At 68.9% G+C, this 26,298-nt stretch carries 24 protein-coding genes and 1 tRNA gene; 11 read left to right on the forward strand and 14 right to left on the reverse strand.

Annotated features, from left to right (window positions below; all coding sequences use genetic code 11):
- Positions 1–5: 5 nt before the first annotated feature.
- From dnaJ to dnaK, 3 genes are read right to left on the reverse strand one after another with little or no spacing between them, the layout of a single operon-like run.
- Positions 6–1,178 carry a molecular chaperone DnaJ gene (dnaJ, locus tag VE614_RS11580; protein WP_324935434.1) on the reverse strand — a complete coding sequence of 391 codons (1,173 nt, stop codon included), beginning with the start codon at positions 1,176–1,178 and terminating at the stop codon, positions 6–8.
- A gap of 36 nt (positions 1,179–1,214) precedes the next feature.
- A complete protein-coding gene (gene grpE / locus VE614_RS11585) occupies positions 1,215–1,895 on the reverse strand; it encodes a nucleotide exchange factor GrpE (RefSeq protein WP_324935436.1) in 681 nt (226 codons plus the stop codon).
- Entirely contained in the window at positions 1,892–3,742 is a 1,851-nt protein-coding gene (gene dnaK / locus VE614_RS11590; protein ID WP_324935438.1) for a molecular chaperone DnaK, read from the reverse strand. The genes grpE and dnaK overlap by 4 nt, the downstream gene beginning before the upstream one ends.
- Before the next feature lie 366 nt (positions 3,743–4,108).
- On the opposite strand from dnaK, the gene VE614_RS11595 reads away from it, so the two are divergent.
- On the forward strand, positions 4,109–6,391 hold the full coding sequence (locus VE614_RS11595; RefSeq protein WP_324935440.1) for a (Fe-S)-binding protein: 2,283 nt from the start codon (positions 4,109–4,111) through the stop codon (positions 6,389–6,391).
- A gap of 222 nt (positions 6,392–6,613) precedes the next feature.
- Positions 6,614–8,644: a TerD family protein gene (locus tag VE614_RS11600; RefSeq protein ID WP_324935442.1), complete on the forward strand. Its 2,031-nt coding sequence runs from the start codon at positions 6,614–6,616 to the stop codon at positions 8,642–8,644.
- A gap of 99 nt (positions 8,645–8,743) precedes the next feature.
- Here the strand turns inward: VE614_RS11600 and VE614_RS11605 are convergent, their stop codons facing one another.
- Positions 8,744–9,943, reverse strand: a complete 1,200-nt coding sequence (locus VE614_RS11605; protein ID WP_324935444.1) for an AIPR family protein — start codon at positions 9,941–9,943, stop codon at positions 8,744–8,746.
- A gap of 173 nt (positions 9,944–10,116) precedes the next feature.
- Positions 10,117–10,470 (reverse strand): DUF4333 domain-containing protein, encoded by a 354-nt coding sequence (locus VE614_RS11610; RefSeq protein WP_324935446.1) that lies wholly within the window; start codon positions 10,468–10,470, stop codon positions 10,117–10,119.
- A 139-nt stretch (positions 10,471–10,609) separates the two neighbouring features.
- On the opposite strand from VE614_RS11610, the gene fxsT reads away from it, so the two are divergent.
- Positions 10,610–13,336, forward strand: coding sequence for an FxSxx-COOH system tetratricopeptide repeat protein (gene fxsT / locus VE614_RS11615; protein ID WP_324935448.1), 2,727 nt, complete (start codon positions 10,610–10,612; stop codon positions 13,334–13,336).
- Positions 13,337–13,367: 31 nt separating this feature from the next.
- Here fxsT and VE614_RS11620 read toward each other — a convergent pair whose 3' ends face one another.
- Genes VE614_RS11620 through VE614_RS11630 form a run of 3 tightly spaced genes read right to left on the reverse strand, consistent with a single transcriptional unit; the run spans position 13,368 to position 14,486 of the window.
- Complete coding sequence (locus VE614_RS11620; RefSeq protein ID WP_324935450.1) at positions 13,368–13,697, reverse strand: antibiotic biosynthesis monooxygenase; 330 nt, start codon at positions 13,695–13,697, stop codon at positions 13,368–13,370.
- Entirely contained in the window at positions 13,694–13,933 is a 240-nt protein-coding gene (locus VE614_RS11625; protein WP_324935452.1) for a hypothetical protein, read from the reverse strand. The genes VE614_RS11620 and VE614_RS11625 overlap by 4 nt, the downstream gene beginning before the upstream one ends.
- Positions 13,934–13,955: 22 nt before the next feature.
- Positions 13,956–14,486 (reverse strand): hypothetical protein, encoded by a 531-nt coding sequence (locus VE614_RS11630; RefSeq protein ID WP_324935454.1) that lies wholly within the window; start codon positions 14,484–14,486, stop codon positions 13,956–13,958.
- A 196-nt stretch (positions 14,487–14,682) separates the two neighbouring features.
- On the opposite strand from VE614_RS11630, the gene VE614_RS11635 reads away from it, so the two are divergent.
- From VE614_RS11635 to VE614_RS11650, 4 genes are all read left to right on the forward strand, one after another.
- A complete protein-coding gene (locus VE614_RS11635; RefSeq protein WP_324935456.1) occupies positions 14,683–15,969 on the forward strand; it encodes a VCBS repeat-containing protein in 1,287 nt (428 codons plus the stop codon).
- Positions 15,970–16,051: 82 nt separating this feature from the next.
- Positions 16,052–17,107: a Yip1 family protein gene (locus VE614_RS11640; RefSeq protein ID WP_324935458.1), complete on the forward strand. Its 1,056-nt coding sequence runs from the start codon at positions 16,052–16,054 to the stop codon at positions 17,105–17,107.
- A gap of 115 nt (positions 17,108–17,222) precedes the next feature.
- Entirely contained in the window at positions 17,223–17,516 is a 294-nt protein-coding gene (locus VE614_RS11645) for a hypothetical protein (RefSeq protein ID WP_324935460.1), read from the forward strand.
- 139 nt (positions 17,517–17,655) lie between these two features.
- Positions 17,656–19,089: a recombinase family protein gene (locus VE614_RS11650; protein WP_324935462.1), complete on the forward strand. Its 1,434-nt coding sequence runs from the start codon at positions 17,656–17,658 to the stop codon at positions 19,087–19,089.
- Positions 19,090–19,092: 3 nt separating this feature from the next.
- Here the strand turns inward: VE614_RS11650 and VE614_RS11655 are convergent, their stop codons facing one another.
- Positions 19,093–19,248, reverse strand: a complete 156-nt coding sequence (locus tag VE614_RS11655; RefSeq protein ID WP_324935463.1) for a hypothetical protein — start codon at positions 19,246–19,248, stop codon at positions 19,093–19,095.
- Entirely contained in the window at positions 19,232–20,569 is a 1,338-nt protein-coding gene (gene repSA / locus VE614_RS11660) for a replication initiator protein RepSA (RefSeq protein ID WP_324935483.1), read from the reverse strand. The genes VE614_RS11655 and repSA overlap by 17 nt, the downstream gene beginning before the upstream one ends.
- On the opposite strand from repSA, the gene VE614_RS11665 reads away from it, so the two are divergent.
- Entirely contained in the window at positions 20,535–21,155 is a 621-nt protein-coding gene (locus tag VE614_RS11665) for an HAD family phosphatase (RefSeq protein WP_324935465.1), read from the forward strand. The two genes, repSA and VE614_RS11665, sit on opposite strands and share 35 nt — an antisense overlap.
- On the opposite strand, the gene VE614_RS11670 is transcribed toward VE614_RS11665, so the two are convergent.
- Positions 21,156–21,773 (reverse strand): nuclease-related domain-containing protein, encoded by a 618-nt coding sequence (locus VE614_RS11670; RefSeq protein WP_324935467.1) that lies wholly within the window; start codon positions 21,771–21,773, stop codon positions 21,156–21,158. It lies immediately after the preceding gene.
- 1,520 nt (positions 21,774–23,293) lie between these two features.
- Between VE614_RS11670 and VE614_RS33740 the strand changes: the two genes are divergently transcribed.
- The gene (locus tag VE614_RS33740; RefSeq protein WP_414719560.1) at positions 23,294–23,587 is read left to right on the forward strand and encodes a sigma factor-like helix-turn-helix DNA-binding protein; all 294 of its coding nucleotides are present in this window, start codon (positions 23,294–23,296) and stop codon (positions 23,585–23,587) included.
- A gap of 424 nt (positions 23,588–24,011) precedes the next feature.
- Positions 24,012–24,350, forward strand: coding sequence for a hypothetical protein (locus tag VE614_RS11675; RefSeq protein WP_324935469.1), 339 nt, complete (start codon positions 24,012–24,014; stop codon positions 24,348–24,350).
- Positions 24,351–24,562: 212 nt separating this feature from the next.
- On the opposite strand, the gene VE614_RS11680 is transcribed toward VE614_RS11675, so the two are convergent.
- The 3 genes from VE614_RS11680 to VE614_RS11690 all read right to left on the reverse strand — a co-directional run bounded on the left by VE614_RS11680 (position 24,563) and on the right by VE614_RS11690 (position 25,949).
- The gene (locus tag VE614_RS11680) at positions 24,563–25,072 is read right to left on the reverse strand and encodes a phosphoribosyltransferase (RefSeq protein ID WP_043506750.1); all 510 of its coding nucleotides are present in this window, start codon (positions 25,070–25,072) and stop codon (positions 24,563–24,565) included.
- A gap of 5 nt (positions 25,073–25,077) precedes the next feature.
- On the reverse strand, positions 25,078–25,653 hold the full coding sequence (dcd, locus tag VE614_RS11685) for a dCTP deaminase (RefSeq protein ID WP_043502688.1): 576 nt from the start codon (positions 25,651–25,653) through the stop codon (positions 25,078–25,080).
- A gap of 137 nt (positions 25,654–25,790) precedes the next feature.
- On the reverse strand, positions 25,791–25,949 hold the full coding sequence (locus VE614_RS11690; protein ID WP_173883099.1) for a hypothetical protein: 159 nt from the start codon (positions 25,947–25,949) through the stop codon (positions 25,791–25,793).
- A 275-nt stretch (positions 25,950–26,224) separates the two neighbouring features.
- On the opposite strand from VE614_RS11690, the gene VE614_RS11695 reads away from it, so the two are divergent.
- Positions 26,225–26,298, forward strand: a tRNA-Gly gene (locus VE614_RS11695).

Genomic DNA, 26,298 nt, shown 5'->3' on the forward strand with positions numbered 1-26,298 from the left:
CTGACTCATGCTCCCTTCGCGGCCTCGAACAGCTCCGCCCGCGGGTCCTCGCCCGCGGTCGCCTCGCGATACGCCTCGAGTGCGTCACGAGCCTTCCCCGACAGGTCCCCCGGAACACTCACCTCCACGGTGACCAGCAGGTCCCCGCGGGTGCCGTCCTTGCGGACCGCGCCCTTGCCGCGCGCCCGCATGGTGCGCCCGTTGGGCGTGCCCGGCGGCAGCTTCAGGGTGACGGCCGGGCCGCCCAGGGTGGGCACCCGGACCTCGCCGCCGAGGGCCGCCTCCGCGAAGGTGACGGGGACGGTGACGGTGAGGTTGTCGCCCTTGCGGCCGAAGACGGGGTGCTCCTTGACGTGCACGACCACATACAGGTCGCCCGCCGGTCCGCCGCGCTCGCCCGGCGCGCCCTTGCCGCGCAGCCGGATGCGCTGCCCGTCGGAGACGCCCGCCGGGATACGCACCTGCATGGTCCGCGACGACTTGGCCCGTCCGCTGCCCAGGCAGACGTCACACGGCTGCTCGGCGATCAGACCGCGGCCCTTGCAGTCCGGGCAGGGGTCGGTGAGCGAGAAGCCGCCGCCGGAGCCGCGCGCCACCTGGCCGGTACCGACGCAGGTCGGGCACACGCGCGGTGTGCCGTTCTTGTCGCCGGTCCCGGAACAGGCCTTGCACGGCGCCTGGGAGGACATCCGCAGCGGGACGGTGGCGCCCTCGATCGCCTCGGTGAAACTCAGGGTGACCTCGGACTCGATGTCCTGGCCACGACGGGGCTGGGTGCGCGTGGTGCCGGCCCCGCCCCGGTTGAACAGGCCCCCGAAGACGTCACCGAGCCCGCCGCCGAAGCCGCCGCCCGCCCCGCCCTGGGCGCCGCCGAAGAGGTCGCCCAGGTCGAAGTTGAACGTGCCGCCGGCGGCGCCGGGGCCGGGCCGGAAGCCGCCGTTGCCGAAGAGCGCGCGTGCCTCGTCGTACTCCTTGCGCTTCTTCGGGTCGCCGAGGACGTCGTTCGCCTCGGAGATCTCCTTGAAGCGTTCCTCGGCCTTGACGTTGCCCTTGTTGGCGTCCGGGTGGAACTCGCGGGCGAGCTTCCGGTACGCCTTCTTGATCTCGGCCTCGGTGGCGTCCTTGGGGACGCCGAGGACCTTGTAGTAGTCCTTCTCGATGAAGTCCTTGGTGCTCATCCTCGACGTCCCTCCTCTCCTGCGTGCGTGATTACGTCAGCCCTCCTCCGGGCCACCGTTCTCCTTGTCGTCGGCCTTCTCCGCACCCGCGGCGCCCTCGGCGTTCTCCGGGTCCTCGGCCTTGACCGTCTGCGCGCCCGGCTGGGGCTCGGCGACGGCGACCCGCGCGGGGCGGATGGTGCGCTCGCCGATGCGATACCCCGGCTGGAGGATCGCGACGCAGGTCGTCTCCGTGACGTCCGGAGCGTAACTGTGCATCAGGGCCTCGTGGATCGTCGGGTCGAAGGGCTCGCCCTCCTTGCCGAACTGCTGGAGGCCCATCTTGGCCGCGACGGTCTCCAGCGACTCCGCCACCGACTTGAAGCCGCCGACGAGTTCACCGTGCTCCCGCGCGCGCCCGATGTCGTCGAGGACGGGCAGCAGCTCGGTCAGGAGGTTCGCGATCGCGATCTCCTTGACCGCGATACGGTCGCGCTCGACCCGGCGGCGGTAGTTCTGGTACTCGGCCTGGAGCCGCTGGAGGTCCGCCGTCCGCTCGCCCAGCGCCGTGCGCACCTGGTCCAGCTGGGCCACCAGACCCGCCGTCTCGTTCGCGTCCCCGGCCGGGGCCGCCCCCTCCTCCGGAGAGGGGGAGGCGGCCTTCGGCTCGGCGTCGTCAGGGGTGGCGCCGGAGGGGACGTCGGGCTTCTCCTCGAAACCCGGGGTCTCCTCCGTCACGCGGCACCGTCCTTGCGCTCGTCGTCCACGATCTCGGCGTCCACGACGTCGTCGTCGGCCTTGCCCTCACCGGCACCGGCGTCGGCGGAGGCGCCGCCGGCGGCCTGCGCGCCCTGGGCGTCGGCGTACATCGCCTGGCCCAGCTTCTGCGAGACGGCCGCGACCTTCTCGGTGGCGGTGCGGATCTCGGCGGTGTCCTCGCCCTTGAGCTTCTCCTTCAGCTCGGCGACGGCCTCCTCGACCTCGGTCTTGATCTCGCCGGGGACCTTGTCCTCGTTGTCCTTGAGGAACTTCTCCGTCTGGTAGACCAGCTGCTCGCCCTGGTTGCGGGTCTCGGCGGCCTCGCGGCGCTTGTGGTCCTCCTCCGCGTAGCGCTCGGCCTCCTCGCGCATGCGGTCGACCTCTTCCTTGGGGAGCGAGGAGCCGCCGGTGACGGTCATCTTCTGCTCCTTGCCGGTGCCGAGGTCCTTCGCCGTGACGTGCATGATGCCGTTGGCGTCGATGTCGAAGGAGACCTCGATCTGCGGGACGCCGCGCGGCGCCGGGGGCAGACCGGTCAGCTCGAACATGCCGAGCTTCTTGTTGTACGCCGCGATCTCGCGCTCGCCCTGGTAGACCTGGATCTGCACGGACGGCTGGTTGTCCTCGGCGGTGGTGAAGATCTCGGACCGCTTGGTCGGGATCGTCGTGTTCCGCTCGATGAGCTTGGTCATGATGCCGCCCTTGGTCTCGATGCCGAGGGACAGCGGGGTGACGTCGAGCAGCAGGACGTCCTTGACCTCGCCCTTGAGGACACCGGCCTGGAGCGAGGCGCCGATGGCGACGACCTCGTCCGGGTTCACACCCTTGTTGGCCTCCTTGCCGCCGGTCAGCTCCTTGACGAGCTCGGCGACGGCGGGCATACGGGTGGAGCCACCCACGAGGACGACGTGGTCGATCTCGTTGATGGAGATGCCGGCGTCCTTGATGACGTTGTGGAACGGCGTCTTGCAGCGCTCCAGCAGGTCCGCGGTCAGCTGCTGGAACTGGGCGCGGGTCAGCTTCTCGTCGAGGTGCAGGGGGCCCTCGGCGGAGGCGGTGATGTAGGGAAGGTTGATCGAGGTCTCCGTCGAGGACGACAGCTCGATCTTGGCCTTCTCGGCGGCCTCGCGCAGACGCTGCAGGGCCATCTTGTCCTTGGACAGGTCCACGCCGTGACCGGACTGGAACTGCTTGACCAGGTAGTCGACGACGCGCTGGTCCCAGTCGTCACCACCGAGGTGGTTGTCACCGTTGGTGGCCTTCACCTCGACGACGCCGTCGCCGATCTCCAGCAGCGAGACGTCGAACGTACCGCCACCGAGGTCGAAGACCAGGATGGTCTGGTCGTCCTTGTCGAGGCCGTACGCCAGGGCGGCGGCCGTCGGCTCGTTGACGATGCGCAGCACGTTCAGACCGGCGATTTCGCCGGCCTCCTTGGTGGCCTGACGCTCGGCGTCGTTGAAGTACGCCGGGACGGTGATGACCGCGTCGGTCACCTTCTCGCCCAGGTAGGCCTCGGCGTCCCGCTTGAGCTTCTGCAGCACGAAGGCGCTGATCTGCTGCGGGTTGAAGGGCTTGCCGTCCAGCTCGATCTTCCAGTCGGTGCCCATGTGGCGCTTGACCGACCGGATGGTCCTGTCGACGTTGGTGACCGCCTGGCGCTTGGCCACCTCGCCGACCAGCACCTCGCCGTTCTTGGCGAAGGCGACGACGGACGGCGTGGTCCTGGCGCCCTCGGCGTTGGTGATGACGGTGGGCTCGCCGCCCTCCAGAACGCTGACGACGGAGTTAGTCGTGCCCAGGTCGATGCCGACCGCACGTGCCATGGTTGATTCCTCCAGCGACTTGAGTGGAACAGGCTCAAGTGTGCCTGACGCTCACCGCTGGGTCAACAGACCTGAGCCAAGCGGACTCAACTCTTATCCACCGCTTACACGCAACCGGCTCCCGCTCGACCGGACGACACCATCGGCACCGGGAGCGCAAAACATTGACCTGGCGCCGTATGCCCCATTTTGATACGAGTAACGTCCTTCAGTCGACCCACCAGGTCCCCCGCAACGCTGAGGCAAGCCTCAGCGATTCAGATCACCCCGCGCCCGGCTACAGTGCGGCGGAAGATACGGGTAGTCTCAGACGGACTGCATAAGTTACCGCTTAGTAATCTCCCTCGCAGGCCCGAGGAGCCCCCAATGCAACTCGCCGCGATCATCGTGTCGCTGGTCCTGACCGTGGTCGGCGTGGCGCTGCTCGCACGCGCGATCGGCCAGTTCGTCAGGTACTTCAAGCTGGGACAGCCGGTCCCCGCAGGCACCCGCACGGACAACCCCTACCAGCGCAGCGTGACCCTGGTCCGCGAGTTCCTGGGGCACACCCGGATGAACCGCTGGGGCATCGTCGGCGTCGCCCACTGGTTCGTGGCCATCGGCTTCCTGACGCTGCCGCCGACGATCATCACCGCGTACGGCCAGCTCTTCCAGGCCGACTGGACCCTGCCGGTGCTCGGCGGCTTCCTGCCGTACGAGATGTACATCGAGTTCATCGGCGCGATGACCACCCTCGGCATCGCCGTGCTGATGGTGATCCGCCTGCTGAACCTGCCGTCCCGGCCGGGCCGCAAGTCCCGCTTCGCCGGCTCGAAGATGGGCCAGGCCTACTTCGTCGAGTGGATCATCCTCACCATCGGCCTGGCCATCTACATGCTGCGCGCCCTGGAGGGCGCCCTGCATCACGTCGACCACTACGAGGCCGCGTACTTCGCCTCGTACCCGGTGATCCTGGCCCTGAAGGGCCTGAGCGTCTCCACGCTCCAGACGCTGGTCTACCTGTTCGCCATGATCAAGCTGAGCACGACCATGATCTGGATGATCACGGTCTCGCTCAACACCAACATGGGCGTGGCCTGGCACCGCTTCCTGGCCTTCCCGAACATCTGGTTCAAGCGCAACGCGGACGGCTCCACGGCCCTCGGCGGCCTCCAGCCCATGACGTCGGGCGGCAAGCCGATCAACTTCGAGGACCCGGGCGACGACGACGTCTTCGGTGTCTCCCAGGTCGAGCAGTTCTCCTGGAAGGGCCTGCTCGACTTCTCCACCTGCACCGAGTGCGGCCGCTGCCAGTCGCAGTGCCCCGCGTGGAACACCGGCAAGCCGCTCTCACCGAAGCTGCTGATCATGTCCCTGCGGGACCACGCCCACGCCAAGGCGCCGTACCTGCTGGCGGGCGGCGGCAAGACGATGGAGGGCGAGGAGAAGGCGTCCGCCGAGGCTTTGCAGGACGTCCCCGCGTCCGCGCTGGCCGAGGCCGAGCGCCCCCTGATCGGCACCCTCGAAGAGAACGGCGTCATCGACCCGGACGTCCTGTGGTCCTGCACCACCTGCGGCGCCTGCGTCGAGCAGTGCCCGGTGGACATCGAGCACATCGACCACATCGTCGACATGCGCCGCTACCAGGTCATGATCGAGTCGGCCTTCCCCTCCGAGGCGGGCACGATGCTCAAGAACCTGGAGAAGAAGGGCAACCCCTGGGGCCTGGCGAAGAAGCAGCGCCTGGAGTGGACCAAGGAGGTCGACTTCGAGGTCCCGGTCGTCGGCAAGGACATCGAAGACCTCTCCGAGGTGGAATACCTGTACTGGGTCGGCTGCGCCGGCGCCCTGGAGGACCGCGCGAAGAAGACCACCAAGGCCTTCGCGGAACTCCTCCACATCGCGGGCGTCAAGTTCGCGATCATGGGCGGCGACGAGAAGTGCACGGGCGACTCCGCCCGCCGCCTGGGCAACGAGCCGTTGTTCCAGGAACTGGGCATGGAGAACGTGATGGCCCTGAACACGGCGTTCGGCGAGGAGCTGGACGACGAGGGCAAGGTCGTCCCGGAGTCCGCGAAGCCCAAGTCGGCGAAGAAGATCGTCGCCACCTGCCCGCACTGCCTCAACACGCTCGGCAACGAGTACCCGCAGCTCGGCGGTGACTACGAGGTCATCCACCACACCCAGCTGCTCCAGCACCTCGTCGACGAGGGCAAGCTGATCCCGGTGACCCCGGTCGAGGGCATCATCACCTATCACGACCCGTGCTACCTGGGCCGCCACAACAAGATCTACACGCCTCCGCGCGAGATCATCGGCAAGGTTCCCGGCCTGCGCAACGAGGAGATGCACCGCCACAAGGAACGCGGCTTCTGCTGCGGCGCCGGCGGCGCGCGCATGTGGATGGAAGAGCGCATCGGCAAGCGCATCAACAACGAGCGCGTCGACGAGGCGCTGTCGGTGAACCCCGACATCGTCTCCACCGCCTGCCCCTTCTGCCTGGTCATGCTCACCGACTCGGTCAACGGCAAGAAGAACGACGGCAAGGCCAAGGAGTCCATCCAGGTCGTCGACGTCGCGCAGCTCCTCCTGGACTCGGTCAAGACCCCGGCCGACCCGGCGGACGAGCCGGAAACCGAGAACGAGCCGGAGCCGGAGCCGGTGAAGTAACCGAGCCGTTCGGTACGACCGACGCCCCCGTCGCCTTAACGGCCGCGGGGGCGTCGCCGTTTGCCGCGGTTCGCAGAGGCCGCCCTCGATCGGCCCGCGCAGTCGTCTCGTTCCCGCCCCGGAACCCACTCGTCAAGTACTAAAGTTTCGCTGTGCAGTTAGTGTGCGCCACGTCACAACGGGTGGGGCCCGTACTGACGTGCGCTTTTGGGGTGGGGGGTCATGTACGAGTTGATCAAGGGTGCCAACGTGGGTTTGGCGGCCCTCAGTGAAAGCGCCGAGTCCGTCATCGTGAGCCTGGACTGGACCAGCCCGACGGGCGAGGGCGACGCGGACGTCTCCGTGCTGTTGTTGAACACGGACGGCAAAGTGCGCAGCGACGCCGATTTCTACTTCTACAACAACCCGGTTGCCGCCGACGGGAGCGTGCAGCTCCTGGGCAAGGCCCCCACGGGGAGCGGCAATCAGGACCGGATCAGTTTCGACCTGACGGCGGTCCCGCAGGAGATTGACCGGATCGTCGTGGCGGCCAGCCGGTACGACGGGGCGCACTTCGGGGAACTGAACGACCTGCAGCTCACGTTGGCCGACAGCTCCGGCGAGAGCCTGCTCAGGTTCGCGATCGTTGATCCGGGATCGGTGAGCGCGTTCATCTTCGGAGAGCTGTACCGCCGCGGCGGGGAGTGGAAGCTCCGGGCCGTCGGGCAGGGCTACGAGTCGGGCCTCGCGGGTCTGGCGACCGACTTCGGCGTGGACATCGAGGACGATGCCGCCGGTGAGACGGTGGACGACGCGGGTGGTGACGACCAGTCAGAGTCCATGGCGGCGGCACCCCCGGCTCGGCAGCCGGCCGTGTTGGAGGCTGTCCCGGCCCCCAGGCGACCTGTCGCCGACGAGGAACCGAAGAAGGGTTCCGCACGGCCGCGCACCGCCAAGAAGAAAGTCACCCTGCCGAGGGTGACCAAGGCGTCCCTCTCGGAGAACGACTCCTGGAAGGCGGCTCGGCTCTTCCCGGTCTCGGCGCTCAAGAGCGACCGGGACCGCGAAATGCGTGCGACCTCGGTGCTGCTGTCGGTGATGGCGCAGATCCCGGAATTCGGCAGGCGACTCACCGCCGCGTTCGGAGCGCCGGCCGGCCGCATGGAGACATTCGCCGAAGTCTCGCTGCCGCACGGTGACACGCCTCGGCGGCCGGACGGAGTGATCCGGGTCGAGCGGGCCGGCAAGCTGTGGACGGCCCTGGTCGAGACCAAGACCAACGGGAACGCCCTCAAGGCCGAACAGGTCCAGGCGTACATGGACATCGCCGCGCGCCGCGGCTACGAGGCCGTCATCACGTTGTCGAACGACGTCGCGCTGGACGGCATTCCGCTGGTCGACGTCAAGGTCGACGGGCGGCGCAAGCACAAGGTGGCGCTCTGGCATCTGTCCTGGGCGGAGGTCGCCCACCAGGCGCAGATGCTCATCCGGCACGAAGGCGTGGGCAACATGGCCCATGCCTGGCTGCTCCAGGAGCTGCTCAACTATCTCCAGCATGAGAATTCCGGATGCCACGGCTTCCAGAACATGGGCTCGTCCTGGGTGCCCGTACGCAACGGCATCGACGACGAAACACTGTGCCACGGGGACCCCCGAGCCCTCGAAGTGGTGGAGAACTGGGAGCGGCTGATCCGTCAGGTGTGTCTGCGCCTCGGTGGCGAACTCGGTCAGAAGGTGCTCCCGGTCAAGCGCACCAAGCGCGGAGTCGATCCTGGCACCCGGCGCGCTCTCCTGGCCGACCAGCTCTGCCTCGAAGGAAAGCTGCACGCCGAACTTCGCATCGAGGGCACGCCCGGCGTACTCGCCGTCGCGGCCGACCTCCGCACCGGAAAGCTCCGCACGTGCATCGACATTCCGGCGCCGACTCAGGGTTACCCCTTGAGCTGGGCGAAGCGTCTGGTCAGGCGGCTGGCCGAGGCCCCGGCCGACCTCCACGTCGAAACGCTGGTCGAAGGTGAGACGGGAGGGCCGCGAGGCACATTGGAACGCCTGCGGCCCGAGCCGGGGGACATGCTGCCGAAGAACGGCGCGCAGATCACCGGCTTCCGGCTCTCCCTCTTCAAAGGCATGGGCAGCAGCCGCGGCAACGCCGAGTCCGGCTTCATTCGCAGTGTCGACGACGCCGTGCACCGGTTCTACGCCACGGTGGTGGCCCATCTGGACCGCCCTCCGTCCCGACGCGCGTCGTCGGAGGAAATGGCTGCCACGGGTTGAGGCTTCCGTCGACAGCGGCAACTCCGCCTCGCCCGGCCCCGATCACGGTGCGCCGGGCGGAGTGGGGTGGCGATAGAAGAACGAGGATGGCCGGCGGGCTCACAGCTTGCCAAGGCGCGGAAGACGACTGACGATCTTCAACCAGACGTCCAAGCGGTCGGCTTCTCCCTTGTAATTCTTGCGTCCCGGCCCGGACGGCTTCGGTGAAACCACCTGGTACGCCGCGACGAGTTCATCGGCCGCGGCCCTGATCATGTGGCGGAACGCGTCATTGCCCTCGTCCGTTCCCCACCTGAAGCCACCTCCGCCATCGCGGTGCAGCTCGTCGAGGGGCAGGCGTCGGGCCGCCGTCCAGATGACGAGGTCGGGCGCGTACTTGATCAGATGCCGGTGACCGGCCACGGACCAGTTGTTCAGTCGCGCGATCTCGCGCAGCGCCGCGGAGTAGGTCTCCAAAGCCCGCTGGACACCCACCGCTTGTACGCCGTCGTTCATGAGCGCCCGATAGGCGCGGTCGTCGAGATCGGACCACGTTGCGTCGAGCCCCTCGTCGGTCCCCACTCTGTGGATCAGCTCCGGGCCGGCGGTGCCGTGGAAGCAGGCGAGAGCACGGAACACCATGCCGATGTCGTAGCTGCCCGTGTGAGGTCCGGCAACGACTCCGCGACGCCAGTCGAAGTCGATCCCATCGTCCTGATACTGCGCGCGGATGCGGGCGAGATGGGCACAGCGTGACAGGTTGTCCTGCGGCCGGACCGCGTTGGAGTACAGACGGGATTCGTAATGCAGGCGCCGCAGCCGAGCGAGGTCTTCCTCAGGGCCTGTGACCACGTCTACACGTGCGAACGCCCGGTCCAGCCGCGCCGGCTCCAGCTCCCTGCCGCAGTGGGCGATCGTGGTGAGCGACTGAAACCCGTTGACGCATTCCGGCCCATGAAGGTGAAGGGTGATGCGGGAACCGGGGTGCCTGGAGACCTCGATGTGCCTGGCCCACAGGACGATCGGCTCACCCGCCGCTCCGAAGTCTTCGGGCCGGTGACGCAGCATCTCGGCCAGGCGCCTGTTCTCGTCGCTGTCGTGCAGAAATCCCCGCGTGGCGTTGAGCGTGGTCGCCGCATCGGGCTTCGCCGCGATATGCGTGAGAGCGGATGCGCGAACCCAGCCATGCCAGTTGCCCCTCCGCGGATGCAGATCTGCGGCGTCCGCCGTCAGATGGACGGTGCCCACGGGCGGGGCCCACGTCAGGTAAGGGCGGTGCGGCAGTGTCGGAAGGGAGCCGACCGTACTGGTGTGAATCATGATCGGATCAACGGCTGAGGCAGACGACGGTGACGCTCGGCACCGACCACAGCCGACTAATTCCGCAGGAGGGGGACCCTGAGGGGGACAACACGTCCCACACCTCACCGCCGCCCGCACTCCCCACCATCGCGCGGTCCGGCCCCGCAGGGGGCAGGAGTGCGGCTCAAGCCTCAGTCCGCGGCGGGTGAGGCCGTCTCGTCGGCCTTGATGTCGAAGTTGATGCGGTCTCCCTCCACCGAGGAGACAGTGACCGTCACGCCCAGGGTGCTGCCGTCACCGGCGGTCAGGGTGCAGCGGGTAGTGGTGCCCGCCTTCCCGGGCAGGTCCTCGGGGCAGGTGACATCCGGCTCCGGCTGACCGGTGGTGTCCGCAAGTTTCTCGGCCACCGTGTCGGCGAGCTTGTCGGAGGACAGCTTCGGCTCGGCATCACCGGCACTCGCCGATATCGAGCAGCCGGCCAGCAGCGCGCCGACGCCCACGGTCACGAGGCTCCGGACTGCTGCGGTCGAACGCGCGGGGGCCATGGCTGCTCCAGTCCGTTCGAGGGATCAGCGAAATAGGGCAGGACGGCGGAAGCATAGTCGGCTCGGCGTCCCTCCAGGGCTCGGCGAACGGCGTACAGCCGACGACGGGGACCTCTAACCTCGGATGTTCAATGCGTTGATGCCGGAACGCGGGGGTGGGATGACCGGGGCGGAGACGACCGACGGGCCGTGGTTCGTCAGTCACGCGGGGGCGGACCGGGCGTGGGCCGAGTGGGTGGCGTGGCAGCTCGTCGACGCCGGTCACCAGGTCGAGCTGGACTACTGGGACTGGGGCGCGGGCGACAACTTCGTCCTGAAGATGAACGCCGCGCTGGAACGCGGCCGCTTCCTCGCGCTGTTCTCCCCGGCGTACTTCGAGCCGGGGCGGTTCACCACGCCCGAGTGGACCTCGGTCGTGGCGATGAAGGAGAAGATCACTCCGGTCCGGATCGCCGAGGTCGTGGCGCCGCCGATCCTGCGCCCCCTCGTCGCCCGCGATCTGTACGGCCTGGACGAGGACGCCGCCCGCCGCGCCCTGCTCGCGGCCGTCGACGGACCGAGCCGCCCCGCCTCCCGGCCCGCCTATCCCGGCGGCGCGTTACGGCAGTTGGGCGCGACCGGTCCCCGCCTGCCCGGCTCCCTTCCCCGGGTCTGGAACGTGCCCGCCCGCAACGCCTCCTTCACCGGCCGCGACTCCCTTCTCGTCCGGCTGCGCCAGGCCCTCGCCGCCGACTGCCGGGTCGCCGTCCAGGCCCTGCACGGGCGCGGCGGTGTCGGCAAGACCCAGCTCGCCATCGAGTACGCGCACCGCTTCGCCGGTGAGTACGAGCTGGCCTGGTGGATCCCCTCCGAGGACCCCGCCCTCGTCCCCGACCAGCTCGCCGCCCTCGCCGCCCGTGTCGGCGCGGCCCCGGCCGGCGCGCCGGCCGCCGATGCCGTGGACGCGCTGCTGGGCGAACTGCGCACCCGGTCGCGCTGGCTGCTGGTCTTCGACAACATCGAGAATCCGGAGGCTCTGACTCCGTACCTGCCGGGCGGCAGCGGCCACGTGCTCATCACCTCCCGCAACCCGCACTGGCACACGCACGCGACTCCGCTGGGCATCGACGTCTTCACACGGGCGGAGTCGCGTGCGCTGCTGCATGCCCATCGCAGCACCCTCGACGAGGCGGACGCCGACCAACTCGCCGACGCGCTGGACGACTTGCCCCTCGCCGTCGCCCAGGCCGCGGCACTTCTGTCCGGGGGCCTGTCGGCGGCCGATCTGGCGGACGAGCTGGGCCGCAGCACGGCCAGCGTCCTGGCCGAGGGACGTCCCGCCAATTACCCCACCTCGCTGGCCGCCCAGGTGCATCTCACGTTCGAGCGCCTGAAATCCGACCATCCCGGTGCCGCCGCCCTGCTGCTCGCGCTCGCCCTGCTCGCTCCCGAGCAGTTCCCCGTCACCGCCTGCGCCGGCCGTCTCCCCGGCAGCCTGCCGGGCCCCATGACGGAGGCGCTGGCCGGCCGGCTGTCCACCAGCACCGCCCTGCACGCCATCACACGGCACAGCCTGGCCCGCGTCCAGGACGGCGCCGTCCAGCTGCACCGCCTGACTCAGAACGTCCTGCGTGATCAGCTCACGCCGGACGAACGCCGACGGGCCGGGCGGGACGCCGAAGCCCTTCTGATCTCGGCCGACCCCGGACGGGTCACCGACCCTGCGGGCTGGCCCGGCTGGAGTGCGCTCCTCCCCCACTGCCTCGCCGTCGAGCCCGGCTTCATCACCACGGAACACGGACGGGACGTGGTGCGCAGCGCCTGCTGGTACCTGCTCGACCGCGGCCAGGCCCTCCCCGCCCGGGACCGGCTCCAGCAGTTGTACGACTCCTGGGTCCAGCAGTTCGGTCCCGATCACGAGGGCACTCTGTGGACCGCCCAGTACCTGGCCCGGGCCCACAACGACACCCAGGACGACGAGCGTGCCCGGACCCTCGACGAGGACACGCTGCGGCGCCGTCGGCGGGTCCTGGGCGAGGACCACCCGGACACCCTGTCCACCGCCGCCAGCCTGGCGGTCGATCTGGCGCGACTGGAGCGCACGGAGGAAGCCCGCACCCTGACCGAGGACACCCTCACCCGCCAGCGACGGGTCCTCGGCGAAGACCACCCCAACACCCTGAACACCGCCGCCAATCTGGCCGCCACCCTGGCGAGACTGGGGCGCGCGGAAGAAGCCCGCGCCCTGACCGAGGACACCCTCACCCGCCAGCGACGGGTCCTCGGCGAAGACGATCCCGACACCCTGAGCACCGCCTACAACCTGGCCACCCACCTGGCGGGGCTGGGACACGCGGAAGAAGCCCGCACGCTGGGCGAGGACACCCTCACCCGCCAGCGGTGGGTCCTGGGGGAAGACCACCCCAACACCCTGAACACCGCCTACAACCTGGCCGCCCAGCTGGGGAAACTCGGTGAACTGGAGGGAGCCTGCGCGCTGGGCGAGGACACCCTCACGCGCCAGCGACGCGTTCTGGGAGAAGACCACCCCGACACCCTGGACACCGCCTACAACCTGGCCGCCGACCTGAGGACGCTCGGTGAACTGGAGGAAGCCCGCAAGCTGGGCGAGGACACCCTCACCCGCCAGCGACACGTGCTGGGACGAGACCGCCCCGACACCCTGACCACCGCCTACGGCCTGGCCATCGCCCTGGCGGGGCTGGGGCGGGTGGAGGAGGCCCGCGCGCTGGGCGAGGACACCCTCACCCGCCGGCGACGCGTGCTGGGCGCGGATCACCCGCACACCCTGAAGGCGATGAGACTGCTCGACCACCTGCGCGAGGAGGCGGACGGTTCGTTCGATGCCGGTGCGGCCGAGGAGTGAGCGGCTGCGCACCCCCCGGCCGTGGTCCCGGCTACTCCCCCTTCGGCCCCGCCTGCTGCACCACCTCGAACGACCACAGCGTCGACCCGGAGGCGGCCGGCTTCGGGCGCTCGCCCGCGGTCTCGCCGCCGCCCTGGTGCGCCGCCTTCATCGGGCCCTCCATCCACGCCTGGAAGGACTCCTCGTCCCGCCACCGGGTGTACACCAGGTAGGTGTCGGTGCCCTCGACCGGGCGGAGGAGTTCGAACCACTCGAAACCGTCGGAGGACTCGACCGCGTGCGCGCGGGACGCGAACCGCTTCTCCAGTACCTCCCGCTGCTCGGCGGGAACGGTCAGCACGTTGATCTTCACTACGCTCATGGGTCCATCCTGCCGGACGCCCCCCGGCGGGTGGGCAGTGCCAGGCCCAGGCCCGGTACGGCGAGTCCGCACCACGAGGCGGCCGGCAGGTCGCCGAGGACGGCCACGCCCAGGACCGCCGCGGCGGCCGCGCCGAGCAGCCCGCCCATCATCGCGCCGCAGTGGTGCCCGAGGCTGCCCGGCCTGCCGCCGGTGAGCGAGTGGCCGGCGTACGAGCGAGCAGGGGCGCACGGCAACACCCTGACGGGTGGCCTCCCCCTACAGGTACTCGAAGAACCTCGTCCACCACGTCACCGGAGACCCGTCGCCGGTCTCGGCCTCAGCGAGCCAGGTCACCCCGTCGTACTCGCGCTGGAGCAGCGGCAGCGGCACGATCTGGTACTCCATCTCGGACAGCACCGTCTCCACCCGCTCGCGGTCCCGTACGGACAGGGCGCCGGCCGCGACCGCCGCGTCCAGGTCCCGGTGGCTCTCCGGGCGGGGGGTGGTGATGACCACGAGGTCGCCGTAGTTGCTGAGGCGGAGGCAGATCCACTCGTCGGCCTCCGTGGCGCGGGGCGGGATGCGCACGCCGAAGTAGTAGGACGCGTCCTGGATTCTGTCGTCCAGGCGGCAGGGGGTCTCGTGTTTCCCGTCGCCGAACTCGTCGTTCAGCCGTTTCCTGAGCTGAATGGCGCGCATCCGGGCCCGGTTGAGGTCGAACCCGTCGGGGAATTCGAGATGCTCGGGCCCGGGGAGACGGTCCAGGGCATGGAGCAGGTCGAGTACGCGCCGGTCGTCGTCGTCCATGACGGCAAGACTAGAGCGGCTCGCGGGGCGCGCAGGGCGACTTTCGCACCGTATCCCCCGCCGAACCGCGTCGTGGTACCGCCGTAGCCGCGCATTCCGGTCAAGGGCACACGGAGTCGCCTCCCGGGCTGTCCCCACCCCTCGAACGCGTGCATCATTACCCAGTCGTTGTCGAAGAGGTGTGCGAGGTGAAGCGATGCGCCTGCGAGGTGCCGGGGCTCTGGTGACCGGCGTCCTGCTCCTCACCGCCTGCGGGCCCGCCCCGGCGGAACCGGACGGCGCGGGCGGGACACCCGTGCGGAAGGCCGCCGAGGCCCCGCCCCTCCTGCCCGTCCCCCGCGGCAAGGGCAGTGACGTCCCCGACGACTTCAACGGCGACGGCCACCGCGACCTCGTCCTCAACGACCTGGTGAAACAGCAGAGTCACGCCGACGACGCGGGCATCGGCATCGTCTACGGCGGCGGCCCGCGCGGCCTCAGCCCCGGCTCCCGGCAGCTGATCAGCCCGGCCCGGCAGGGCGCCCGTACGGCCGGGCAACTGCCCGCCGTCTTCGACGCCGAGGCGGCCTGCGACCTCGACGGCGACGGGTTCACCGACCTCGTCGTCTCGACGGACCCGCCGTACGACGGACAGGGGCAGCCCCCGGTCCCCCTCCAGCTGCTCTTCGGCTCCCCGGAGGGTCTGACCGGCCGCGCCGTGAAGCTGGTGATCCCGGCCCGCGCCCGGGCCGGCAAGGACTGGCCGGACCAGCCGGTGTGCGGCGACTTCGACGGCGACGGGGCGCGTGACCTGGTCGTGCACGCCTCCGAGCAGCAACTCAGCTATCTGCGCGGCCCCTTCACCCGTAAGGGTGCCCCGAAGAGCGCTGGTGCCCCGCTCGCCGCGCCCGGCAACGTCCCCGTCGGCCCGGCCGCCGACATCGACGGGGACGGCGCCGACGACCTGGTGGTCCGCGCCGCGGAGAGCGAAGGCCCCTCGGCCGTGGTGCTCGGCGGCCCGGCCGGCCCGGCCCGCACCGGCGTCACCCTGCCCTCCGGCGTCGATGTCGCGCTCGGCCGCTTCGGCATGGGCGAGGCACTGGACGCGGCGGTGGGAACGCCGGGCGGGACGGCCCTGCGCTACGACCTCCCGGCCCCCACCCGCGCCACCCTCCCCTCCCCCGGCACCCTGCTCGACACCGCCGACTTCGACGGCGACGGCCTCAGCGAACTCATCAGCGGCGGCTCGTCACTTCGGGTCTTCCACGGCCGTACGGAAGGCCTCTCGGCGGCCGGTCCGGTGACCGTCGCACCGCCCGCCGACGGCACCACCCGGGTCCTCGCGGCCGGCGACTTCGACGGGGACGGGCGGGACGATCTCGCCGTACGGACCCACCGGGGGGAGACGGAGGACACCGTGGCCGTGTACCCCGGGGCGGGGACCGGGCTGCTCGCCCGGGAGCCGGCGGTCACCTTCTCGACGTCCGGGTTTCTGCCCTCTTAGGACCGGCGCAGGACCGGCGCAGGACCGGCGCAGGACCGCCGCGGGTCTCCCCTAGGGGATACGGCCCCGGCCTCCGTAAGGGATGTCACAGTCCGGCCGCAAAGCCGGGCCCGGAGCCCCGGCCCCCGCACGCCACTCTCCGGGACCAGGTACGTTCGATGACGTGGCTGGATTCAGGATCGGACGCGGCGGCCGGAACGACCGCGCCCCGCACACGCGACCGCAACACCCCCCGTACGGACAGCAGGCCCCGCAGGGTCCGTCGTACGGCCATCCCCCCGCGCCGCAGCCGCACCCGTACCCGGGGCAGCAGGGCTACGGCGGGAGCGGCGGCGGCCCGTGGCCGCCCTCGGGCGGAGGCCACGGCGGCTACGGCGGCCATGGAGGTCCCGGGGGGCACGGGGGTCACGGGGGTCACGGCGGCGGTGAGCCGGAGTACTTCGGCGACGACGGCTCCTCCTACCCGCACCCCGGCACCCCGGACCCGTACGCGGCCAACAACCCCGGCCACACCCAGGCGTTCTCCATCGGCGAGGACCCGTACCAGCAGGGCGGGACCTACCAGGCGGGCGCCGTGGCCCCGGCCGCGCCGATCGGCCCGCGGCTGCACTGGAAGGACCTGCTGCGGGGCATCGTCCTCGCCCCCAACCAGACCTTCCTCCAGATGCGGGACTACACGATGTGGGTCCCCGCCCTCGTCGTCACGTTCCTCTACGGCCTGCTCGCCGTCTTCGGCTTCGACGGCGCCCGCGAGGACGCGATCAACGCCACCCTCTCCAACGCCGTACCGATCGTCCTGACCACCGCGGTCGCCCTGGTGCTGAGCGCCTTCGTCCTGGGCGTGGTCACCCACACCCTGGCCCGCCAGCTCGGCGGTGACGGCGCCTGGCAGCCGACGGTCGGCCTCTCCATGCTGATCATGTCCCTCACGGACGCGCCCCGCCTGGTCGTCGCGATGTTCCTCGGCGGCGACGCCCCCTTCGTCCAGATCCTCGGCTGGGCCACCTGGGTCGCGTGCGGCGCCCTGCTCACCCTGATGGTCTCCCGGTCCCACGACCTGCCCTGGCCGAAGGCCCTGGGCGCGTCGGCGATCCAGCTGATAGCCCTGCTGTCGATCGTGAAGCTGGGCACGTTCTGACGTCCCGCGGGCGGACGCGGACAAGGACCCCCGGCGCTGCGCCGGGGGCCCTTCTCATGCACCCTGGAAGAGGGGCCGCAGGGGGGATGCGACCGGAGTAGGCGGGAGTAGGAAAATGGCCGGCTCAGACCTGCAAGCCTTCCTGGAGATGACGGGCAACGCCGTCACCGCCCGGATCCGGAACGTGGACGCGTCCGACTCCGTGACCACGGACGACGCCGTCTCGGTCGTCCTCGCGGTGGACACCGCGGACGACACCCACTTCGAGTTCATCCGCCCGATCGACGCACTCACCCCGGGCGATTCCTGGGAGCACACCTGGACCATCCAGAGCCCGGTGCGCCACGCGGACGCGAACGTCCGCGACGGCTCCGGCTCGGTCCTGGCGACGGCATCGGCCGACGCCTAGGGCCTCCGGTCGTCGATCGACTCAGGCGTCGAGAACCTGCCCGGCCCGCTTCACCACGGGCGGCTCGACGGACCAGGCTGACTTGACTCTATGACCGTAGTAGTCTGCCCCCTGCTCGAATGGCAGGGGAGGCCCGATCTTGGCACGCAGGGTGGGGATCTACACCCGCATCTCGCGGGACGACGAAGGCGATGCCCTCGGTGTCGCCCGGCAGCAGCAGGACTGCGAGCGTCTGGCGGACCTGCGGTCGTGGCAGGCCGTGAAGGTCTACGAGGACAACGACGTGTCGGCGTTCAAGCGCAACGTCGTGCGCAACGAGTTCGAGCTGATGCTGAAGGACCTCCGCGCCGGCCTCATCGACGGCATCGTGGCCTACGACCTCGACCGGCTCGCCCGGCAGCCAAGAGACCTTGAACGCCTCATCGAGATCTACGACGAGCGCCCGCGGCTGGAGTTCGCCACCGTCACCAACGACGTCAACATCGGATCCTCCGACGGCCGCACTATGGCGCGCGTCATGGTCGCCTTCGCCAACAAGTCGTCGCACGACTCATCCCGCCGCATCAAGCGCAAGCACTTGGAGCTGGCCCAACAGGGCAAGGACAGCGGAGGGCCGGCGCCGTACGGATGGCGGAAGGACGACCGGACCAAGACCGACCCGGAAGCGGTCAAGGCGATTCGCGAGGCACAGCGCGAGATCCTGGCTGGCGTCCGCATCGGCACCATCCGCACGAGGTGGCAGGAGCAGGGCTTGGGCAACCCACGCGAGGGCACCAAGCGCATGGCCCACCACCACGTCGAGCACATCCTGACCAATCCCAGGTTGGTCGGCTACCGGACCTACCGCGGGGAAATCCTGTACGGCGAGGACGGCCAGCCCGTCATGGGCGAGTGGGAGCCGATCAACACGCTCGAAGAATGGGAGGCGGTGTGCGCAGCGATCGCCGAGCGGAAACAGAAGCACCCCGGAAGGTCGCTCGCCCGCAAGTACCTACTGTCGGGAATCGCCCGCTGCGGGCTGTGTAAGACCAAGATCCGAGGCCAAATCAACCAGCGCTGGAAGCCGGGATCGAAGGCCGCCAGATTCACCTATCGGTGCTCTGTGGTGAACGGTGGCTGCGGCAAGGTCGGCCGTACCGGTGAGCCCGTCGACCGGCTGATAGCTCAACTCGTGTTGGAGGAGCAGCGCGCGCGAGCGTCGGTGACGGGTGTACCTGTTGACCAACGGTGGCCGAAAGAGGACGAGTTGGAGCAGGTGAACGAGGACATCGCCCAACTGGTCGAGGCCGAGCGGACGAAGCAGATCACGGTAGCCACTCTCTTGCAGCTCTTGCCGACCAAGGAACGGTTGCGCGACGAGCTGAAGCTGGAACGTGCCCGGTTCTACAAGGAACAGAAGCAGGCGGAGGCCAAGGGCGAGACAGCGAACCTGACGGTTGATGAGTTCTTCGGGCTACCGATCGAGCGGCAACAGGAGATCGTGTTGCACAGTCTGTCGGCAGTGATCATCCACCCGGCAGGCCGGGGGCGCCGCAAGTTCGACCCGAGCTTGATCGAGCCCGTCTGGCATTGACGATCAGGCCCGTCCCTGCAGCACGAGCGCCCGGCGAACCCATTCCTCGTCCCGCTCGGGAGCCCGACGGAGATGCATCTGGATCCACTCCTCCGTCGTCATGACCTTCTGCTCCGTCGCGTCCTTACGGGACTGCCGCTGCTTAACGTTCGTGCTCATCGAGCACACCTCCTGCCAGTTCCTCGCGGGCGAGTTCGCGGCTTTGGTGGATGTCGCGGCGGATGTTGGCGGCGAGCCAGGACTCGCCGGGGGTGTGGCCGTGGCCGGCGTACGTCCAGTGGGCGAGGGTCAGGGTGGTTGCTTCCTCGTCGTGGGGGTCGGGCAGGCCGAGGGCGGCGCGTTGCTGGGCGGCGCGGTAGTCGGCGCGGACCTGGCGGAGGGCGCCGAGGGTGGTGGAGTAGCGGCGGGACTTGGTGGAGAAGTGGCCGCGGAAGCCGAGCATGTGGGCCCAGTCGCGGAGCTTGCGGTCGGGGTAGAGCGGGTGGAGGTCGAGGCAGGCGGCGATGAGCCGGGCCGGGTGGTCGGGGACGCCGAGGAGGGCCAGGGCCTCTTTGTTGCCGATGCGGCGGTCGACGGTGCCGGTGGTCTCGGCGGCCTTGGTGGCGTACTTGGCGACGTAGGAGGCGACGGCCTGTTCGGTGATCTCTGCGCCGTCGCCGAAGGCGCGGATCGGGCGGATGTCGAGCTGGGTGCCCCAGCGCAGGGTGCGGGCGGGCTGGTCGCCGGAGGCGGGAACGTCGACCTGGACGCGGGCTGCTGCGGCGTGGATGGCGTCGGTGAGCAGGTCGAGGTTGGCCCAGGCCGGGGGCGGGCTGTCTGGTCCGTCGGGGCCGTCGAAGCGGATCACGGCGTGGAAGTGGACGGCGCCGCGCTTTTGGTATTCGGCGACCTTGCCGAAGGAGACGCGGGACTGTTCGTGGGCGGTCTTCTGGGTGAGCCCGGCGCGGCGGGCTATCTCGCGGCGGAGGTAGATCGTGAAGTAGCGCCACAGGTCGGAAGCGTGGTTGTTCCACAGCACGGCACCCGCGTAGTCGTAGGTGTCCGGGTCGAGGGGGGTGCCGAGTTCGGGGGCGTCTTCCGGGTGGCGGGTGCCGCAGGCGCAGGGCCGGTTGCCGGGGCGGTTGTGGACGGGGCCGAAGGAGGGGGCCGTGAGGGTGGCGAAGACGCGGGGGTGATCGCGGATCGTGTCCGGGGTGCCCTTGGCGGGGTCGCCGATGAGGCCGGCGCGGATGAGGTGGTAGGTGTCGCCCGCGTAGGTCCAGGCGCATGCCGGGCAGCGCGAGGCGCGGCGGTTGCCGCACGCGATACGGAGCCGTCCGCCAGGCTCGGTGTCGGTGGAGTAGCGGTGCAGGACGTGCCGGGTCTCTTTGTCGCGGACGACGACGGAGCCTTGCAGGTGGATTGGGTCGGCGCAGCCGCCGGTGCGACGGAGACCGCTGTGCGACGTGTTCGCGGGTCTGCCTGCACCGCAAGTCGCCAGGGATCTCTCCCGACTCGCCGCGGAACACGATCCGGAGCTTCGAGCCAAGCTGACCGGCGTTTCCGATCCGCTAGAGGTTCTGCGCCTCATCCACGACTTGGATCAATCGCTGAGCCGCAGGGTCGAGGAAGCCTTGATCGCGGCGGAGATCGAGGCCGTGCAGGTCGCCGGTGATCCAATCGAGGGCGGGGTGGAGGCCATGGACGCGGTCAGGCGGTCCGGCCGACCGATCACAGTGGTCACGAACAACTCTACAGACTGCGTCCATAGCTTCTTCGATCTCCACGGGCTGTCCTATCTCGTGGACGCTGTGGTCGGGCGCGTCCCCCACCGACCGGACCTCATGAAGCCAAACCCGTGCGCGCTGCTTCGCGCCGCCGAAGCAGTCGACGTGGCGCCAACCGCCTGTGTGCTGATCGGCGACTCCGTGACGGACATCCCGGCCGCGCATGCGGCGGGAGGAACAGCCATCGGTTATGCCAACAAGCCCCACAAGCGGGAGGCGCTGACCGAGGCCGGGGCCGAAGCCGTAACCGAGGACATGCGCGCCATCGCACACGTGCTGCGCCACGCGGTTGAGGACTGATCAACCGACCCAAGTCCGGGCATCCCGCGCCGCGCCGAAAATGTGCGCGACCTGATCAGGCGAGAGCGTCGGCGACAGCCCTGACAGGACTCGACCGAGGTGTTCAACCTCCAGGACGAGCACCGGTGGGTTCGCGCCCTTGACCGTGAGCTTCGCCGCGTGCACCACGGAGATCACAGGGCGGACGGGAACGTCGAATCCACAGCGTGTGGACAGGGCCCGCGAGATGCGCCGCGCTTCGGACTGGCTGACGGCGATGTGGCGGGTTGGGGAGCCGTTCACTGTGACGGCGGTGTCGCCGTACCAGACAGTCTTCCCTCGGTGCCGCTTGGAATTGATGGAGAAGACGCCGGCGGGGCCGATGGCGAGGTGATCGATGTCCGCGCCGCTCGCCCACTGAATCGCATGGAGAGTGAACCAGCCACGGCCGCGGAGCTTGTCCAACTGCCGCCCAGTAAGGCGCTCTCCAGTTAGACCGTCCGCCCAACTATGGATGTCCGAACCGGTGCGCCGCCGGTCAATTAGCCTCAGCACCGGGTTCGGCTGCAACTCCCGGATCTTGCGGCGCACCGCGTCGCCCGGCCGGTTCCGTGCCAAGTCATCCGGTAACGGCTGCACCCTGCCCCCCTCGCGCGTGCCTTTTCCTGCCAGACCACCACGGAGGCATCAGCAGAGCCAAGAGCCGTATCGGCCATGAGCTGTTACAGGTTTCTCTACCTCATCAAGCCCCGGCTGCGCTCCGCTCCGCCGGGCGCGCTTCCCGGCTCCGCTCCGGGCGCCGCTCCTGCCTTCGGCCCGCTCCGCCCGCGCTGCGCCGACGCGCGCCCACATGTGGATAGGGCCAGAGGCCATGAGTCGATCACCGCATAGAGCGGCCCGCAGTCAAAGACGATGCCTCCGGCGGGGGATCGGCCGGCACCGGGATGGAGGGGGCGCCGTCGCCGACTGCGGGTCCGTTGGGGCTGCGCGGGGAGCTCCCATCCCGTCCACCGTCGACCCAGGCAGAGCCGAGCAGACGCGGCCCAGGGCGTCCAGGTCGTTCGTACAGTGGCGCGCTCCACCTGGACGCCCTGAACCACGCCCGCTCCACGGTGTGTGGGTCGACGGCGGACGGGATGGGAGCTGGGGTGAGTGGTGGGTAAGGCGGAGCGGCGAGTTCTCGCTATCTCACTCCGAGGCATGAGTACTTGCACCTTTGTTTCCAAGCCACCCCTCGATCTCGCTGCGCCTCCAATACAGGCGGTACAAGATTCGGTGTGGTGACGGGAACGGTCGTCTCTTTGGCCCCTTACGCGCCAACCAGCTAGTGATCGTTTTCGGGCTCACCCGTGCAAGTGCAGCGGCTCCAGCAGTATCAACCCAAACATCGTCGTCGGGCAGCTCCGGCAAGCCGAACAACCGCCCTGCCGGGATCTCCTCGGCTTCGACCAGGGCCTCCAGCAGCGACTCATGGTGGACGGCTAGCGTCACGCTTCGCTCGTTCATACGCCCCTCCCTTGCAGTTTCAAGACTGCACTCCAAGCTACACCACCCTCACCCAGGAAATCGTTGGTTTCAAATGGCCGTGTTGGCTATTCCTGCGTAGCGCCCGGTTCGGCGCCAAGCTCACGGAATACTGAGGCCACCTGGTCGTCAGGGATCCGCTGAAGCATCTGCTGCTTCAGCTCTCGGTCTGCCCGCTTACTCCTGTGGTCGAGGATGTCGCGAATAATGCATCGCAGCACCCATGCCACTCCGGGAAGAGATCCCAATGACGCCAGTTCACCAAGGATTTGCACCTGGGTCTCCTGGGGTGAGAAACGGCCCGGCCGACCAGTCGCCGACCGAGCCCGTTGAGTCGCCAGTCCCGCTGGGGAAAAATGGCAACAAAAAAGCCCGAACTTTGGGTTCGGGCAACAAAAAAGACGGAGAGTCAACTCTCCGTCTTCAGCCTCCGGGCATGCCGGGGCTGCCCCCCACTATGCGACAACTGCCATCAGGTGTCAACGGCGACCCAAGCACAGCAGGTCAGGAGTGTCGCTGCGCCTGTCCTCAGACACAGCAGCCCCCGTCGTGTGACAACTACGCTTGTCACCATGCCTCTACCGACGGACGACCCCATCACCCTGTACCTGTACGGCATCGCGTGGGAGAAGGCTATGGAGCGACTCCCAGGACCACCTCACAGCACGTCCGGCCCGGCGACAAGTGCGGAGCACCTGGCGCTACTCGCTACGCTGGCCGACTTCTCCGCAGGGCTGGAAACCAACATTCTTACCGCGACTTATTATGCCTGTGAATTTAAGGTATCCCAGGCAGAGATTGGGCGTAGCTGTGGAATATCTCGTCAAGCAGTCCGTCAGCGACTAGCAAAGGCTGTAGCCATGAGAAAAAAGCATCAGCGAGACTCACCTTACTGGGATTACGATTACGACTACCCGGAGGACGAGTAAGGTTAAGTAATCACATGCCCAGGAATAGGAGGCTCGATGAGAGTGTGTCGGTCGCGTCGAACCGAGTGTCCCCAGCCGTTTGAACACGATCACGGCCGGTCGGCGTCGGCCCCAGGTTGTATGCCTCACGGCAGGTTGCCGAAGCCGTAGCGGTAGTCGCTGGGCAGGGCCGTTCTGACCAGGGTTTCCCCAAGACCGGGCCCTGCCCCCCGTGAGTGCCGCCAGGCCATCCCCGGGCCGTGCGAGAGGGGGGCCATGCTCGTCGCAGTCAGCGGTACAGCAGCGAAGTACCGCAACCACAGCAACCAGCAGCGAGCCACCGCGTCCGTCTAGAGCCATGTAGCGGCCGGTATGACCGTCACAGACCGACCCACATAGAGCTATGGATCAGATGCTGAGCCTCTGTAGCAGGCATCATGAGCCCGTGGGGATAGACGTGGAGCTGCACTCAGCACGGCCAACCCGTAACTGGCGCAAGTCCCGAGTGACGCTGCTGCAGAGTTCGTACGGGCATGGGGACGCGTTGGCCGATGCGATCGGGTCGCTCCGGCTGCTCGGTGTGCCTGGACGGCTGACCACCGTGGATCCGTACGGGGATGCTCTGATGAACGAGCAGGACGCTGCCGTTGCTCTCGGCGAGATCCCCGATCTACGGCAGCGGTGCACCGATGAGCGTCAGCTAGCCGCCTTGGACGACCTTGCAAGGTTGCTGGAGCAGTGCGCCGGCATTCCAGGCAGCTATCTGTGGTTCCAGGGCGACTGAAGCCCGTGCCCCATCCGTGCCCGATAGACCGGGAACTCACGGGGGACCACGGTCACTAGCAGGCACCGCCCGTGGCGAGGCCCCCGACCGATGCTCCTGGTCAGGGGCCGTTCGCCTGTGCGGTGGGTGTGGGATTTGAACCCACGGTGGCTCGCGCCACGACGGTTTCCAAGATCGATCGTCTGAGCGTTCAGCGGGCGGCTCGCTGCAGGTCAGAGGGCTTCCTTGTTCTCCTTCGGCGCCTCACCCGACTTATGTACTGGAGGCAACACACTCCACGGGAAGTTGATCCACTCGTCGGTGCGCTTCCACACGTACTCGCACTTCACCAGCGAGTGCGACTTCTCGTAGATCACCGCGGAGCGCACCTCGGCGACGTGCTCCAGGCAGAAGTCGTGCACCAGCTTCAGCGTCTTGCCGGTGTCGGCGACGTCGTCGGCGATCAGCACCTTCTTGTCGGTGAAGTCGATCGCGTTGGGCACGGGGGCGAGCATGACCGGCATCTCGAGCGTCGTACCGACACCGGTGTAGAACTCGACGTTGACCAGATGAAGATTCTTGCAGTCCAGCGCGTAGGCGAGCCCGCCCGCGACGAAGACGCCACCGCGGGCGATGCTGAGCACGATGTCCGGCTCGTACCCGTCGTCGGCGATGGTCTGCGCGAGCTCGCGGATGGCCGTGCCGAACCGCTCGTAGGTCAGATTCTCCCGTACGTCGCTCACGCTGCTCACACCTGCGTCCTGTGGAAGTTGAGGAAGGAGCGGGACGCGGTCGGACCGCGCTGCCCCTGATACCTGGAGCCGTACCGCTCGCTGCCGTACGGATGCTCGGCCGGCGAGCTGAGCCGGAACATGCACAGCTGGCCGATCTTCATGCCGGGCCACAGCTTGATCGGCAGGGTGGCGAGGTTCGACAGCTCGAGCGTCACATGCCCGGAGAACCCCGGATCGATGAACCCGGCGGTGGAGTGGGTGACCAGCCCCAGCCGCCCCAGCGAACTCTTCCCCTCCAGCCGCGAGGCGAGGTCGTCGGGCAGCGTGATGACCTCGTACGTGCTGGCCAGCACGAACTCACCGGGGTGCAGGATGAACGGCTCGTCCCCCTCCGGCTCCACGAGCCGGGTCAGATCCGCCTGCTCGACGGAGGGGTCGATGTGCGGGTACCGGTGGTTCTCGAACACCCGGAAGAAGCGGTCCAGCCGCACGTCGATGCTCGACGGCTGCACCATGGATTCGTCGTAGGGATCGATCCGTACCCGCCCGGCGTCGATCTCGGCCCGGATGTCCTTGTCTGAGAGAAGCACGCCCCGAGGATACGCAAGGCGCGCGGAGCCCCCGTAATCGCGACGGCTCCACGCGCCCATGACGTACCCGTATGCCTCTGCCCGCTCACGCCCGGCTACCGGCTGCTGTCTCCCCGGTCACCGGCCGCCGGCGGCGGCTAGTGCTTCTCCAGCACCACCGGCACGACGCTCCGCAGCCGCGCACAGCGCGGACAGCGGACGAGCCGGCCAGGGCCGAGGCGCTCGGCCTGCTGCATCGGGAACGAGGCGGTGGTGAACACGTGCCCTTCGGCACAGCGGACGACGGTGCGCTCCATCAAGTCGCTTGAGTCCCTTCCCCAAGAGCCGCGTCAGGCTGCTGCTCGCCTGACGACAAAAGCCACACTACGGGATCAAAGGGACGGCCCTCCAGGCGGCACCCCGGTCCCGCCGGACCCCTCAGCGACGCCTCCACCGTACGCCCCAACTCCCGGCCCCCGCAGCCGCCTCTACCCCGCCGAAACGAACTCAGGCCCCTCGGCTCGAACACCGGGGGCCTGCGGTTTGGTACAGTGGGCGCGCGTCGCGACACCGACCTCGGTCGGCGTCTTACGCGGGTGTAGTTTAATGGTAGAACATCAGCTTCCCAAGCTGAGAGCGCGAGTTCGATTCTCGTCACCCGCTCCA

It is taken from the genome of Streptomyces sp., assembly GCF_035645055.1.
GTDB lineage: Bacteria > Actinomycetota > Actinomycetes > Streptomycetales > Streptomycetaceae > Streptomyces.